This is a genomic window from Acinetobacter sp. ANC5681 (assembly GCF_023488045.1).
Lineage (GTDB): Bacteria > Pseudomonadota > Gammaproteobacteria > Pseudomonadales > Moraxellaceae > Acinetobacter.
Genome location: NZ_JAMFKZ010000010.1, coordinates 17,157 through 32,160, shown reverse-complemented (window position 1 = coordinate 32,160; position 15,004 = coordinate 17,157). Strand labels below are relative to the sequence as shown.

Annotated in this window: 13 protein-coding genes; 8 read left to right on the top strand and 5 right to left on the bottom strand. The window is 38.4% G+C overall.

From position 1 onward, the window contains the following. Positions 1-20 precede the first annotated feature (20 nt). The 3 genes from M5121_RS07830 (at position 21) to M5121_RS07820 (ending at position 3,318) form a co-directional block, all read left to right on the top strand. Positions 21-1,895, top strand: a complete 1,875-nt coding sequence (locus tag M5121_RS07830; protein WP_249570838.1) for a TonB-dependent receptor plug domain-containing protein — start codon at positions 21-23, stop codon at positions 1,893-1,895. A gap of 95 nt (positions 1,896-1,990) precedes the next feature. Next, on the top strand, positions 1,991-2,578 hold the full coding sequence (locus M5121_RS07825) for a cob(I)yrinic acid a,c-diamide adenosyltransferase (protein ID WP_249570837.1): 588 nt from the start codon (positions 1,991-1,993) through the stop codon (positions 2,576-2,578). A gap of 20 nt (positions 2,579-2,598) precedes the next feature. Beyond that, entirely contained in the window at positions 2,599-3,318 is a 720-nt protein-coding gene (locus tag M5121_RS07820; RefSeq protein ID WP_249570836.1) for a glycerophosphodiester phosphodiesterase, read from the top strand. A gap of 29 nt (positions 3,319-3,347) precedes the next feature. Here the strand turns inward: M5121_RS07820 and M5121_RS07815 are convergent, their stop codons facing one another. Next, complete coding sequence (locus M5121_RS07815) at positions 3,348-3,875, bottom strand: META domain-containing protein (RefSeq protein ID WP_249570835.1); 528 nt, start codon at positions 3,873-3,875, stop codon at positions 3,348-3,350. A 211-nt stretch (positions 3,876-4,086) separates the two neighbouring features. On the opposite strand from M5121_RS07815, the gene M5121_RS07810 reads away from it, so the two are divergent. From M5121_RS07810 to M5121_RS07800, 3 genes are all read left to right on the top strand, one after another. Further along, a complete protein-coding gene (locus tag M5121_RS07810) occupies positions 4,087-5,256 on the top strand; it encodes an acyl-CoA desaturase (RefSeq protein WP_249570834.1) in 1,170 nt (389 codons plus the stop codon). Between the two features lie 135 nt (positions 5,257-5,391). Continuing rightward, a complete protein-coding gene (locus M5121_RS07805; protein ID WP_249570833.1) occupies positions 5,392-6,834 on the top strand; it encodes a protein adenylyltransferase SelO in 1,443 nt (480 codons plus the stop codon). Between the two features lie 212 nt (positions 6,835-7,046). Further along, positions 7,047-7,286, top strand: a complete 240-nt coding sequence (locus M5121_RS07800; protein ID WP_249570832.1) for a DUF4279 domain-containing protein — start codon at positions 7,047-7,049, stop codon at positions 7,284-7,286. 3 nt (positions 7,287-7,289) lie between these two features. On the opposite strand, the gene M5121_RS07795 is transcribed toward M5121_RS07800, so the two are convergent. The 4 genes from M5121_RS07795 to baeS form a co-directional block, all read right to left on the bottom strand. Next, the gene (locus M5121_RS07795) at positions 7,290-8,363 is read right to left on the bottom strand and encodes a hypothetical protein (RefSeq protein WP_249570831.1); all 1,074 of its coding nucleotides are present in this window, start codon (positions 8,361-8,363) and stop codon (positions 7,290-7,292) included. Between the two features lie 38 nt (positions 8,364-8,401). Next, positions 8,402-9,808 (bottom strand): hypothetical protein, encoded by a 1,407-nt coding sequence (locus tag M5121_RS07790; RefSeq protein WP_249570830.1) that lies wholly within the window; start codon positions 9,806-9,808, stop codon positions 8,402-8,404. Positions 9,809-9,967: 159 nt separating this feature from the next. Continuing rightward, the gene (locus tag M5121_RS07785; protein ID WP_004664800.1) at positions 9,968-10,654 is read right to left on the bottom strand and encodes a response regulator; all 687 of its coding nucleotides are present in this window, start codon (positions 10,652-10,654) and stop codon (positions 9,968-9,970) included. Positions 10,655-10,700: 46 nt separating this feature from the next. Continuing rightward, positions 10,701-12,371: a sensor histidine kinase efflux regulator BaeS gene (gene baeS, locus M5121_RS07780; RefSeq protein ID WP_249570829.1), complete on the bottom strand. Its 1,671-nt coding sequence runs from the start codon at positions 12,369-12,371 to the stop codon at positions 10,701-10,703. A gap of 131 nt (positions 12,372-12,502) precedes the next feature. On the opposite strand from baeS, the gene M5121_RS07775 reads away from it, so the two are divergent. Both M5121_RS07775 and M5121_RS07770 read left to right on the top strand, forming a co-directional pair. Continuing rightward, a complete protein-coding gene (locus M5121_RS07775) occupies positions 12,503-12,856 on the top strand; it encodes a heavy-metal resistance (RefSeq protein WP_249570828.1) in 354 nt (117 codons plus the stop codon). 332 nt (positions 12,857-13,188) lie between these two features. After that, positions 13,189-14,991 (top strand): acyl-CoA dehydrogenase C-terminal domain-containing protein, encoded by a 1,803-nt coding sequence (locus M5121_RS07770; protein ID WP_249570827.1) that lies wholly within the window; start codon positions 13,189-13,191, stop codon positions 14,989-14,991. Positions 14,992-15,004: the final 13 nt, after the last annotated feature.

The window sequence follows — 15,004 nt, the reverse complement described above, 5'->3', positions numbered from 1 at the left end:
TGAATGTATGGAGCGACATCATGTCTACTATTTTTCAACCGACACGTTTAGTTGGTGCTATCGCTATTGCGATGGGGTTTTCTTCAACTACTTTTGCTCAAGATCAATCAAGCGCGAAAACTGCGACGCTAGATACGATTGTTGTGACGGCATCTCGTTCTGAAGAAAAGTTAAAGAATGTTCCTGCACGTCTGACTGTGATTGATCAAAAAACGATTGAAAAGAATCCTGCTCTCAACTTATCAGATTTAATTCAGCGTGATCCTTCTGTTTTTGTCAAACAAAGTGGCGGAATAGGTCAGATCACGGAAATCTCAATTCGTGGAACTCGACCAAATCACACTCTCATATTAAAAGATGGCGCTCGTCTAAATAGCCAAAACCACCTTGCTGCAATTTATCCATCATTTCTTGATTCATCTGATCTTGAACAGATAGAAATTCTTAAAGGTCCAGCATCTGTACAATATGGAACAGATGCAATTGGTGGAGTGGCTCAAATGATAACCTCAACTCCAACAAAAAATAGCGGTTTTATTACAGGTATCTATGGGGAAAACAATACCTATAAAGCTATTGCAGGAGCTGACCTCATTCAAGATGGTTTTTATGCACAAATTAGAGGACAGCGCTTAGAAAGTGATGGAACACGAGTTCTAGATAATCAAAGCAAAGATCAAAAAGCCGCTTATGATCAGAAAGGTTATAGTGCGAAAGTAGGTTACGACAATAAAAAGAATATTAAAACTGACCTGTCAATCAGTCAAAATGAAGGGCTGAGTCAATTCTACAATTACATGACTATCAAAAATAATGCAGAGCGTATATTTGAGAACCGCCTGATTAATTCAAGCATTGAATATGGTTTTGCTGAAAATCTTACATTATCTGCACGTTATTCAAACTTTATTGATAACCAACAAGTAAAAGATAGTGATCCAAACCACTTTGATACAGAAAACAATGAAGGTGATCTAAACTTAAACTGGAATATAGACTCTAAGAATAATTTACTCGCAGGTGTAACTTATCTAAAATCAGATTTTAAAAGTAATGATGTAAAAGATAAAAAACAAAGTATCGATTCTACCGGTTATTATGTTCAACATCAGTATAAGACAGATAAGCTAAATACTCAGGTTGGTGTTCGTACTGAAGATAATGAACTATTCGGTACACATACGATCGGTCAAGGAGCTGTTCGTTATCAAGTATTACCCGAAACAAGTATTTATGCCAATATCGGATCAGCTTTTAAAGCCCCATCCCTAACAGAACTCTATTATTTTTCAGAAAAGTCCTATGGAAATACCTATGGTAATCCTGATCTCAAACCAGAAGAAAGTATTTCCTATGAAATTGGTGTAGATCAAAGAATTGGGCAAAACCTAAATGCCTTTTTATCTGCTTACCATACTGAAATAAAAAATTTAATCAGCTATAAATACTCAAGCCCGAACTCAACGTATATCAACATAGATAAAGCTGAAATCAATGGTGGTGAGCTAGGTCTTAAATGGAAAAAAGATGACCTATTCCTAAACACAGCATACGCTTATGTTGATTCAAAAGATAAAAAGACTGATCTGAGAGTTGCATATAAGCCTAAACAGACCCTTACTTTAACGACTGGACTTGAAAATTCAATTTATGGAATAAGCGCCTCAATTATCGCACGCTCAGATATTTATGCAGATAATGCTAATAAAGTTAAAGCTCCTGGTTATGCAACCGTTGATTTAAACATGTACTGGAATATCAACCCTAATATTAAAGTTTTCAGTAATATTGAGAATATGGGTGATGTTGAGTACAGAACTGCTGATAATTTTGGTGATGGTTGGTATGTAAACGGTGGTCGCCAAGCTTCTGTGGGTGTCACTCTTCGTTATTAATCGTGCAATCTAGACAATAAAAATATTTTCTTAACTCCAATTTCGGGGTAATGTTCTGACCGACATTATCCCCTTTTTATTTGTAGGACAGCTTCATGGGACATCGTTTAAGTAAAATCTATACACGTACAGGTGATTCAGGCACAACAGGGCTTGGGGATGGCTCACGTGTCGCTAAAGATGACTTACGAATTAATGCGCTAGGTGATGTAGATGAACTCAATGCCACGATTGGCGTATTAAGAGCACAAATCAGTATATCTCAAATTGAAAATAAAGCTGATTGGGATAAAAGTTTAAGCTTGATCCAACATTGGTTATTTGATTTAGGTGGTGAAGTTTGTATTCCAAACTATCATTTACTCCAACCAATTTGTATCGAGTTTCTCGAAAAAGAAATTGATTACATGAATGAATCTCTGCCAATGCTCAAAGAGTTTATCTTGCCTTCGGGTAGCATAGCATGTAGTTATGCACATCAAGCTCGTGCTGTATGCCGCCGCGCAGAACGTACTTTGATGTCAGTACACAGTCGTGATCAAAATATTCAAGCTACTGCATTACAACTCTTGAACCGTTTATCCGACTGGTTATTTGTTGCCTCACGTGCTTTGCAACGTGCAGAAGGCGGTAGTGAAGTGCTTTGGCAAAAAAACATTAATGATAGTATTGATCAAGCATAATTATTTTAAGGTAAATCAAAATGCGAATTATTGGTCATCGTGGTGCACGTGGTGAAGCTCCTGAAAATACGTTAGGAGGCTTCCGTTACTTGCATGATTTAGGTGTACGTGCAGTTGAGTTTGATGTGCGTCAACTCAAAGATGACCAATTGGTGGTGATTCATGATGATGATTTTGTTCGTACCACGGGTAAATCACAGCATGTTGAAAGCTGTAATTTGTCTGAAGCTCAGCAATTTGATCATCGCCATCAATGGCAGGCGTGGGGATTTGAAGAATACACACCTAGCCTGCCCCATGTAATGGATTGTTTAACTGATTTTGAACATATTGAAGTTGAAATTAAAGCAGTTGCAGATGAAGTAGCGGCTGAGCGTTTAATTCTACAATTACACCAAGATTTAGTCGGCTTTGAACAAACTGCCACAATTACGAGTTTTGATGTAAAAATTTTAGCGGCATTACAACAACATCAAAGTCATTTTAAACGTGGTCTGTTGGTTGAAATTCCAATTGGGGAATACGCAATCGAGCTTGCTCAACAATATGAGTGCCACCAAATTGGTTGGAAAGATCAACTGGCAACTGATCAAATCATTCAGTTTACACAGCAAGCCGAACTTGCTGTGAGTGTCTGGACAGTTAATGACGTTGAACGTGCCAAACATCTACAACAATTGGGCATTCAAGGGTTAATCACTGATTTCCCGAGTACCATGTTGCAACATCTAACTTTATAAAAGTATGGAATTTATTCCGCCAACTGATTTTATTTTTTAGATTGTGCCTGAATTAAACGCTGCCCTTTTGCGTCTAATAAATATAAATTCGTCCCTTCAATCTGAAAACGTTCAATCCGCTGCATTGCATCCATAAGGTCTGCTTCTTGCGCTAATGCTTTATCACAACTCGTATGCTGTGCCATCACATCAAAACTCATTTTGTTTTGGGTAAAATCATATTGATAACTTCCATAAATGTTATTGCAGCCCGTGTGACCTGAAATGGTTTTAGTCACTGAATTCAGCATAAAACTTGGGTATTGATTGAAGAATAAAGCACGTTTATTTTGAATCATGGTTATTTGCCAATTGACCTCTTGAATGCCATCGTTGCTTTTACGAACTTGCATAGGAGGCAATTCACTTACACGTTTTGGATGTAAGCTATTTTTAGTGATCTGTGTCGGTTGACTTTGGCATGCAGTAAGTAGCAAAGCACAAGATAATATTAAAGTTTTGTGAAAAAACTTATTCAAAGAATAAATTGTATTTTTCACGCTTATTTGTTCTGACATTGATTTATTTCGCCTTTTAATTTATTGATTAATTCAACAAACGAATTCTGTTACTGTTCTTTCAGTACAACTGTAGAATAATACTAGTGTTATCTAATCTGAGCATGCTAATATCGAGCATAAAATAGCAATATATCGTCATGATTGGTTTTGCTATCTCGTTTGGTTTTTATATCTTGTGTAAACAAGGTTTTTAGGAGCGCTGACGGATATGACTTCCGCCCCACTCAAGAAAGCACCCATTAATTGGATTGCAATTTTCGCACTGGTATTCTTACCAGTTGTTGCGCTCATTTCGATTCCAATTTATACCTATTATCATGACTTTAGTATGGGCGCATGGATTAGCATGTTTGTCTTACTAGGTGTAAGCAGTTTAGGTATCACTGCTGGCTATCATCGCTTATGGGCACACCGTGCTTATGAATCAACCCTACCTTTAAAAATCATTCTTATGATTATGGGTACTTTTGCAGTTCAAAATAGTATCTTATTTTGGGCTTCAGGTCATCGTACACATCACCGTCATGTTGACGATGTAGACCAAGATCCATATTCGATTAATAATGGATTCTGGTATGCACATATGGGTTGGATGTTACGTAACTACCCTGCTGCCGAACCAAATTATAAAAATGCACCTGATTTGTTAAATGACAAATTAGTCATGTTCCAAGATAAATATTATGTTCCTTTAGTGATTGCTGTGCATGCAGGTATTTTATTGCCTGTCGGTTGGTTAGTTGGTGATATCTGGGGTGTGTTACTTTTGGGTGGTTTAGTTCGTTTATTCCTTAGCCATCATGTCACCTTCTTCATTAACTCTTTATGTCATATGTGGGGTAAACGCCCTTATACTGACGAAAATACCGCACGTGATAATTTTATCCTAGCGATTCTCACTTGGGGTGAGGGCTATCATAACTATCACCATATTTTCCAATACGATTACCGTAATGGTGTTAAATGGTGGCAATATGATCCTACAAAATGGCTAATTTGGACAAGTTCCAAGTTAGGCTTAGCGAAAAACTTACGTCGTATTCCAAGCTTTAATATCCAAAAAGCAGAGCTTGCGATGAAGTTTAAATATGCTGAACAAGACCTCGCAATTTATGGTCACGATGTGAACACTGATATTGCTCAGATGAAACAACGTATTGCTCAAGAATATGAAGCTTTTACATTAACTCTAAACGATTGGGCCAAGTTGAAAGAGCAAGAGCTACAAGCAAAAAAAGCGGCAATGGCTGAAAAAATCCATCAAATGGATCATAAGCTTAAAGTCGATTTTCAACTGCTTGAACATCGACTTGCACACCATCGTGAATGTTTAGAAACTTTAGTGCGTAATATCAAAAAGGCTCCAGTTTCAGAATAAAAAATACTCAATAAAATGGTCTCTTTAGAGGCCATTTTTATGCCTATTTAAAGACTCAGTTCATAATCACAATTCACTATTTTAGACTTATCTTTGTTATAGTCATCATTCAGCTTCTTGCCATGATATTGACCTATGCATTTCAATCCTCGCTATTCATCTCTCAATTCAAAGCTTTATCATCAACAGCAACCAAGTCCTTTACGTGGTGCAAAAGCAGGTCATTTCAATGAGGCTTTGGCAAATGAGTTGCAATGGAATGAAGAGGATAAAGCCAACTGGGTTGAGATTTGTAGCGGGCAAAAAACCTTTGCCGAATTTTCCCCTTTGGCCATGGTCTATGCAGGACATCAGTTTGGACAATGGGCTGGACAGTTGGGTGATGGTCGTGGTTTGTTGATTGGGCAAATTCTCAATCAACAGGGACAAACCATTGATCTACACCTCAAGGGTGCTGGTTCCACCCCCTACTCTCGTATGGGTGACGGCCGTGCCGTGCTGCGTTCAGTTATTCGAGAATACTTAGCTGGACATGCGCTCAATGCGCTTGGCGTAGCATCTAGCCATGCCGTTGGTTTCACCACATCGACACAAGGTGTACAACGTGAAACTCTTGAACTTGGTGCAATGTTGTTACGCACCTCAGACTGTCATATCCGTTTCGGTCATTTTGAGTGGATCAACCAATATGCACCTGAACTTTTAACTGAATTTACGCAAAAGTGTATCGAATGGCATTATCCAGAATGCCTAGAAGCTGAGAACCCTGTTCTGGGTTTCGCTAAAGCTGTCATTGAACGTACAGCAATCATGATCGCTAAATGGCAATTAGTCGGTTTTGCGCATGGTGTAATGAATACCGATAATTTAAATATTACAGGCTCAACCTTAGATTTTGGTCCTTATGGATTTATGGAACGCTTTCGACCAAACTGGATTAATAACCACTCCGATTACCAAGGTCGTTATACCTATCAAAACCAACCAAGTATTGGACATTGGAATTTGTGGACATGGTTGAACAATCTTATTCCTTTGGCTAAGCCTGAGCATAAAGAACAATTCAAACAAGATTTAGCGACTTGCTTAGAACAATTTGAACCAATCTTTTTACATCATTATGGTCAAGGACTCTGCGAGAAGATGGGACTCCCCCATTTTCATAAAGACAGTTTAGATTGTAGTTTTGCATTCTTGCGAATTTTGCAAACGGAACAACTCGACTATACGCAAAGTTTTATTCGCCTACAGAACAAGGAATATAAAACACTCCGTGATGATTGCTTAGATCTACGTCAGTTTGATGCTTTTCTCCATCAATATCAGGAAATTCGCAAAACTCAAGATACAGACGAGTTAGATCGAGTTATGCAAAGCGCTAATCCTCATTATATTTTACGCAACCACATGGCACAAAAAGCGATTGAACTAGCCGAACGTGGTGATTTTAGTGAAGTTGATCGTTTATTTAAGCTCCTCAATCAGCCTTATCAAAAACAGCCTGATTTGGAATCTGAACAAGATACTGCACCTTTACCAAGTGATCTGCCTGAGGTGATGGTAAGTTGTTCATCTTAACTCTAAACAGTTTGAGTTCCCTTGCGCCGCTATCGCGGTTCAGGTGAGTTGTTCATTTAAGAGTCAAAAAATAGTGTCACAACAACAAAGCTACAGTGAATATTTTTATTTCACTGTGGCTTTGCTGCATAAATATTTTGCAAGATACTAATTTTTAAGGGTTTTTTAAATTTTAATAAAAATAAATATAATAAAATCATAGTGTTAGCTATTTGTGCAACAAAGCCGATCGAGATTCATTAAAACTGAATGAGCATATTGCTGATGTATTGGAACAGTTACGACCTTATCAAAATACCTTACAGCAGCTCTTTTTTAATCCTCAATATTCACTCGGTGTCAGTGCAACAGGACATATTGAAAATCCACATCACCGCCCCGTTAGCGCAGCCAATATTAAACAATTGTTTACGCTAGGCTTAAGTCTAGATGTGGATTATTATTTTGCTTAGCCTCTACCATTGATATTGCGCAAACAATTGAGCACCCATCCTCTTGGCCTGATTGGTATTTAGATCATCTGCAATATACTTCAAGCCAAAATTCTGATGCTGTACTGATAAGCCTAAAGCATGGGTCTGAGGTTCAAAATGGATTCCCCATTGTACACCTCTATCCCAATAAGCGTTTAATTGCCAAAGACTACTATATTGATTGCTGATTGAACTCATACCTAAATGCCAATTCTGATCTGACTGATAATTTAGATCAGTATAAATTTTAAAAGGCAGCTTCTGCGTATATTGGTGATACTTATTAAATTGTCCCTGAATATCAAATCGGGGACGCTGATCCTGATCATAAGCAATCTGATATTGGGTGTAGGGTGCATCCTGCCAATATAAATAGGCCAAAGCATCCTGAATATTGATATTTATTTTCCAGTGATTCGCAATTGTACCTTGTAATGAAGTATCAAATGCAAAACCATAACCCTGATTTGCACGCTCATTCCAGCCCATTTTGTCTTCTTTTAATGCTGGCTGATCATAACTATAGTCAATTTGGCCATTTAGCCATTTTACGCGATCCATGAGTTGCTTTTGATCAGTTGTTTGAGCCAAAGCATTAATTTGACCACCCACATAATGGCGCCCAATTAATGCAGTTGCACCCGTTGTTAAACTCCAGTTCGGACTCAATTGCTTTGTATAAGCAAAACGTGACCCAACCGTATCAACGTGCTGTGCCTCAAGTTGCAAATTATATTGGGTATTGGCATCAATCAGTTGATCATTTTTAACTTGATAATATAATTTCGCAGTGTCTGGACTAAATCGCAGTACATAATCGTAACGCCAAATCCAGCTAAAATCCCATTGTCCCTGTTTAACACCCAACTGCATTAGGCCATGGGCAAATGCATTTTTTCCCGATTTAAAGTTTGGGTCATCCCAATCATCTGTAAATGCTTGAATCGACAAAGGTTGGCTATATACATCTGCCTGTACTTGATAATAGATTTTTTCCTGGGCATTGGAATAGAAAGGCATTAGCATTCCCAATACAGCTAGACTTTTTTTGAGCATAAAAAAAGGGGATATTACTCCCCCTCTCCTTTTCATGATTATGGTGCAATCGCTATAACAGTATTATCTATGAATTTTGCAGAATATACGTTATTTGAGACTTTGCTTACTGTAGCGTATGAGGTGTTACCCACTTTAATCTGTGCTGACGTAAACTTATCAAGATCAGCAATTTCAACATAAGCACCATTGGCATGAGACAGTTTTGCCCATACAGTTGGCTCATGCGCCGCATTAGGATCATTACCAATCAAATTATCTGTTTTAAAGTCAGCCGTAAGCGCATCTTTATCTACAGCAACTTTAATCGTTGCTGTACCTTTTTGATACTCATTACGTTTAGCAGTTAAATCAACACTAAATGGTTTAATACTTGTGCCACCACCCTTGACATTACCACTGAGTTTCACATTAAGGTCCGCATTGATAAATGCTGCAGCAGATTCACCATTAGTCACATCAATCTCTTTTGACAAATCATTGTTTAATTTAATGCTTGCATCTAAGTTCAGGTTCTCAGTTCCAGCAACAGCCTTACCTTTTAAGTTCAGTTCAGTAGGAATAATTTCTGTGGATGTACTTAAACCATCTTTAAATTGAACTTGCGTCGCCTTACTTGAAAACTCAGTTAAACTCAAATCTGCGCCTGTACCTACAGCAGTCAACACAATATTTGCAAACTTAAATTGCGCAGTATTAGGAAGTTGATCACTAGAACGACCACCCAATTTTGCTGGATTGTTATAAACAACCTGAGCAGTACTATCACTATTTACTGCCAAAATCGCTTCTTTGTTGCTCACAACATTCTTGGTCGCAATTTTTCCACCAGCAACCAGTTTAAAATCATAAGTTGATTGAGATGCAGAGAATGGTGCTTCTAATTTCAAATTGGTTACAGTCACGTTGGCTTCATCACCAAAAACGTCATGCCCTGTCTGAGTTTTAGAGTCCCAAACATAATCTGTCCAATATTTAGCTGTAACACCACCTGTTACAGTAATAGAGTCAGCCTTTACATTCACTTTTAGCGTATTATTGCTCAATTGATAGTCAGGATAATAATACTGGCCATAGGTTGAGTCTTCTTTTAATAAAGCCTCTAGCTGGGCCGCATTGTATTCTTTTTCTGAACCTTGTGCATCTTGCTGTGCCAATGAAGCCAAAGTCAAAATCAAGCTACTGGCATTACCAATATCACTGCCAGCATCACTAATTGCATCAAATGTTGGCTGATATTGTGATTGCAATCCATCAAAACTATCAAAATAACTAATAATAGTATTTGTTGTATCTACCAATTGCTTTGCCTTATCCAGATCTGATGCTGGAATAGCTGGATTTTCAGGATTATTACCACCATTATTTGATGACGAATCACCGCCTCCACCACAAGCAGTTAAAATGGCTGAACAAGCTAAAACTAACAATGTTTTCTTAAACATTTGACACCCCTTTTATAATAAAATTATTATCTAAATTTTTAAATTTAGGACTTAATAAAAGTCATATATTGACTTTGAACAAATAATAGCTACTTATAATTATAATGACAATTTATTATTTAATAAAAAGCCCTTTATTTACAAAAGGGCTTTTATATTTTACTCATCAGGATATTCAAAACGATAACCTACACCATAAACCGCTTGAATCCATTCATGACGATTACCCGTTTCAGCAGCTTCAGTAATTTTCCGACGAAGATTTTTAATATGACTGTCAATTACACGATCTGCCACATCAAAACTATCTGGGTTAATATGATCTAATAATTGGGCACGTGAATAGACTTGACCGAGATGCTCCAAAAATAATTCCAATAAACGGAATTCAGTCGGTGTTAAAGTTAATGCTTTTTGTTGATACCAAATACGTTGCTGTGCTTTATCGATACGAAATAAATCATTTTGATCAGGTTCTGCCTTACGCTCTAAACGACGTAAAACAGCTTGTACACGTGCAACCAACTCTTTCGGACTAAATGGTTTACAAATATAGTCATCTGCCCCCATATTTAAGCCTAGAACACGATCAATTTCTTCAGTACGCGCAGTTACCATAATAATCGGTAAATCAGATTGTTCACGTACTTTACGGCAAATGGTTAAACCATCCATACGAGGAACCATCAAGTCTAAAATCATGAGACTTGGCTTACGTTGTTGAAACTGGGTATAAGCATCCTGACCATCATGAAACATACTGACTTCAAAACCAGCCGCCTCTAAATAATCACGAACCAACTGCGCTAGTTCAACTTCATCTTCAACCAACATAATATGCTTCATGGTTTTCATCCTATCCATCGTCCTCAAGCAAAGAGGATCAAAAAAGTTATTTCATTAATTTTGGGAAAGTCAGCACACAACGCAATCCACCTAAAGGTGAATGATTAAAAGTAAGTGAACCACCTAAAGCCTGCGCAAGTTTACAAGACAAAGCCAAACCTAAACCCGTTCCGCCAGTGCTACGTGTGCGTGAATCATCCACACGATAGAAACGCTCGCCTAAACGCGCCAACTGCTCATCACTTACCCCAAATGGGCTATCATCCACATACAATATCCATTCATGCTCATTTTGTTGAGTATGAATCTGTATTTTTCCACCTTGTTCTGTGTAACGTACACAATTTCCAAGCAAGTTAACAATGATCTGTTTAAAACGATCTCGATCTAAAGATAGGCTTATTCCTTCGCCTGAGAGTGAAACATCAAACCGCTTTTGTTCAAATGTAGGTTTAAAATTCTCAACTTCTTGCAGTACGACATCCCATGGATTGACTTCAGCAAAATAGCATTTTAACTGCTGCGCATCTGCCTGTGCTAAATCAGCCAAATCTTGTGTTAGCTTCTTTAAACTACTCACTTGACGCATCATTGCATCAAGATGCTCGGGTGTTGCTTTACGAATTCCATCCTGCATCGCTTCAATCTGTGCTTGTAAAACAGCCAAAGGCGTTTTTAATTCGTGAGAAGTATCTGCGACCCATTGACGGCGCGATTCCTCATGTTGATGTAAAATATCAGCCAAATGATTCAGTTGATTCGATAAATCTCCCAATTCATCATTTCGCTTAATCACAACCTGATGTTGGTAATTTCCACGCGTTAATTCCAAAGTCGCATTGAGCAAACGTTGAATTGGCTTTTTAAAATAAGTTGCCATCAATAATGCCGCCACCAGACTAGAAAGCACGGTTAAGGCATAAACTAAAAGCAAATAACGCTTTTGATTACTAAAGAAATTGATACTTGATGCATCATCCTGATCCAATACGGGTTTTAAGCCGAGATAACCCACAACTTTTTGATCGACCAGAATTGGACGGTAGGCTATTTGATCAGTTGCAGGTTCGCCCACAATAAATTGGTGTTTTTCATCATATAAAGACAGTCTTGAACTTAAACCTAAACGATCTGGAATTGATACAAAACGCTTTTTAACGTGTTCAGATGATGAACTAGATTTAGTCTCTTGCTTGTCATCTTTCGCATCTTTCTTTAACCGAAATTGGCTCGGACTCAAAGGAAAACGTAAGCCTTCAAAGGGTTGATATTCTGAGGGTAAATTTTGTTTAAGAATCTTTAATTCTTCATCATTAAAAATCTGACGATTTTTTATTTCGGTGTTGTTTTGAGCTAAAGTGGGGGAAATCGTTAATAAGGTATGGTCATTAAAATAACGTTGTTGTAAGGCAATATCATACTGACGGCGCAACCACCACTGAGACAAGCGATCATAATCATCAGGTGCTGCGTTCCCTTCAATTTGTAAAATCTGCGCCTGAATGGCATTTCCCCAGTCATGATAAACCGTATAAACATTACCTAGATTCGCAATCAAACGATCTAATTTTTGCATTTCCACATCAGCAACATAACGTGCGAAGTTCTTTTGCATGGTCCAATGCAATACCCCTAAACTGATTGTTGCAATCACTAAGGTAGTCAGTAATAGCGTTAAAAATAAACGTATGGCTAAAGGCATGCGACGAACATTCAAAAGCGAAATCTCAATAGTGTTCTATTTATGGATTGTAACCAACATGGTTCAAAAAAACTCTCCATTCTTTCTTCATCTTTATTATCTAATCTTTAACAATCGAATCTTAATTGACTGCGCAGGATAAAATAATGAACAAGACAAAAATTGTATTAATGACAACTCTTCTCGGTTCTGTTTTAGGTTTGGCTGCCTGCCAAGTAACACCTTCAGAACAAGCAATGAATCATGACCGCCACCGCCACGAAATGCAACGTCAACCACTAACCCCAGAACAACGTGCAGAATGGCAAGCTAAGCGCGAACATCGTGAAGAACGACGAGAACAAATGCGTGAAGAACATCGACTACAGAGAGCACAGATCGAGAAAGCCTGTCAGGGTAAACGCATCGGTGAGCGTGTGAATGTTCAGTGGAATAATCGTGTGATTGAAGGTACTTGTGACGTTCGCTTTACGCCTGAGAAATCGCAATTCAAACGTTAAACCTATGTAAGAACATAATATTATTTCATTATCAAGGCGCCTCAAGCGCCTTTTAATTTATTTGCAGAGTCAATTATTTTTAATTACACAGCTGCTTACGATTTTTGCATATTATTACGAGCGAATTCAACGCAAACTACCTACAATCAATACGCTTTAACATAGTTTTATGATTATCTTTGACTTTACAGTCACTAAGAAATGCCCTGTTAAAGCTTGTACCGAACTATAACTTGTTGCACGATTAGCAACACAAAATGCTACCCTCTTTGGGTATATTTATCATTGACTAAGATTATAACTCTGGTTTAACCAGTATTGAGGAAAATGCTATGCCACAATACAAAGCACCCTTACGTGATATGCAGTTCGTATTGCACGAATTATTAAATGCTGAAGCACATTACGCAACACTTCCTGCATTTCAAGGCACCGTAAGCCGCGAATTGGTTGATCAATATTTAGAAGCAGCGGCTGATTTCTGTGAAAATGAGCTTTCTCCTTTAAACCAAGTGGGCGACCGCGAAGGTTGTACATGGAATGACGGTGTTGTTACGACACCTACAGGCTTTAAAGAAGCATATCAAAAATATATCGAACTTGGTTTCCCATCTCTTTCTGCTGATGAAGAGTTCGGTGGTCAAGCTTTACCAAACTCTTTAGGGATTGCAATCTCTGAAATGGTAGGTACAGCGAACTGGTCTTGGGGTATGTACCCTGGTCTTTCTCACGGTGCTGTTCGTACGATTGAACATCACGGTTCTGATGAGCAAAAATCGATTTACATGCCAAACCTTGTTTCAGGTGTTTGGACAGGTACAATGTGCTTAACTGAATCTCATGCAGGTTCAGACTTAGGTATTATCCGTACTAAAGCAGAACCAAATGCTGACGGTAGCTATGCAATCTCTGGCGAGAAAATTTTTATCTCTGCTGGTGAACACGACATGGCTGAAAACATCATTCATATCGTACTTGCTCGTTTACCTGGCGCGCCTAAAGGCACTAAAGGTATTTCACTGTTCATCGTACCAAAATTCCACGTAAATGCTGACGGTTCTGTTGGCGAGCGTAATGCGGTTCGTTGTGGATCAATCGAACACAAAATGGGTATCCATGGTAACGCAACTTGTGTCATCAACTTTGACCAAGCAAAAGGTTACTTGATTGGACCTGAGAACCGTGGTTTGAACTGCATGTTCACATTCATGAACACTGCACGTATTGGTACTGCTGTTCAAGGTTTATCTGCATCTGAAGGTTCTTTCCAAGGTGCGTTAGCATATGCAAAAGACCGTTTAGCAATGCGTTCACTTTCAGGTCCTAAAGCACCTGAAAAAGAAGCAGATCCAATTATTGTCCACCCTGCTGTTCGTAATATGCTTTTAACTCAAAAAGCATTTGCTGAAGGTGGTCGTGCACTTGTTTACTTATTGGCTCAGTATGCAGATATCGTTGAAAAAGGCGAAACTGAAGAAGAGCGTAAGTTTGCTGACAACATCTTATCTTTGTTAACTCCAATTGCTAAAGCATTCTTAACTGAAACTGGTTATGAATCTGCAAACCACGGTGTGCAAGTATTTGGTGGTCACGGATTTATTTCTGAGCACGGTATGGAGCAAATCGTACGTGATACACGTATTGCTTGCTTATACGAAGGAACAACTGAAATCCAAGCACTTGATCTTTTAGGTCGTAAAGTATTGCAAACTCAAGGTGCAATGTTGAAAAACTTCACCAAAATCATCCATAAATTTGTTGAAGCAAACAAAGACAATGCTGCAATGCAGGAATTCATTGCGCCATTGGCTGCTGCAAACAAAGAATGGGGCGATATCACGATGCAAATCGGTATGCGTGCAATGCAAAACCCTGATGAAGTTGGCGCAGCTGCGGTTGACTACATGTACTTCTCTGGTTATGTCACACTTGCTTACCTATGGGCACGTATGGCACTTGTTGCTCAGGAGAAACTGGCTGAAGGCTCAACTGATGTTGACTTCTACAATGCGAAAGTAGCGACTGCTCGCTTCTACTTCAAGAAGATCTTGCCACGTGTTCGCTCGCATGTAGATGTACTTTCAACTGGTGTTGCGCCATTGTTTGAACTTGATGCGGAACACTTCGCGTTCTAATCATAGATTAGAG

What these genes read in the sequence shown, in the direction of transcription:
- M5121_RS07815 (WP_249570835.1), bottom strand. Translation starts at nt 3,875, where the DNA reads ATGTCAGAACAAATAAGCGTGAAAAATACAATTTATTCTTTGAATAAG.
- M5121_RS07785 (WP_004664800.1), bottom strand. Translation starts at nt 10,654, where the DNA reads ATGAAGCATATTATGTTGGTTGAAGATGAAGTTGAACTAGCGCAGTTG.
- M5121_RS07805 (WP_249570833.1), top strand. Translation starts at nt 5,392, where the DNA reads ATGCATTTCAATCCTCGCTATTCATCTCTCAATTCAAAGCTTTATCAT.
- M5121_RS07770 (WP_249570827.1), top strand. Translation starts at nt 13,189, where the DNA reads ATGCCACAATACAAAGCACCCTTACGTGATATGCAGTTCGTATTGCAC.
- M5121_RS07790 (WP_249570830.1), bottom strand. Translation starts at nt 9,808, where the DNA reads ATGTTTAAGAAAACATTGTTAGTTTTAGCTTGTTCAGCCATTTTAACT.
- M5121_RS07795 (WP_249570831.1), bottom strand. Translation starts at nt 8,363, where the DNA reads ATGCTCAAAAAAAGTCTAGCTGTATTGGGAATGCTAATGCCTTTCTAT.
- M5121_RS07830 (WP_249570838.1), top strand. Translation starts at nt 21, where the DNA reads ATGTCTACTATTTTTCAACCGACACGTTTAGTTGGTGCTATCGCTATT.
- M5121_RS07825 (WP_249570837.1), top strand. Translation starts at nt 1,991, where the DNA reads ATGGGACATCGTTTAAGTAAAATCTATACACGTACAGGTGATTCAGGC.
- M5121_RS07810 (WP_249570834.1), top strand. Translation starts at nt 4,087, where the DNA reads ATGACTTCCGCCCCACTCAAGAAAGCACCCATTAATTGGATTGCAATT.
- M5121_RS07775 (WP_249570828.1), top strand. Translation starts at nt 12,503, where the DNA reads ATGAACAAGACAAAAATTGTATTAATGACAACTCTTCTCGGTTCTGTT.
- M5121_RS07820 (WP_249570836.1), top strand. Translation starts at nt 2,599, where the DNA reads ATGCGAATTATTGGTCATCGTGGTGCACGTGGTGAAGCTCCTGAAAAT.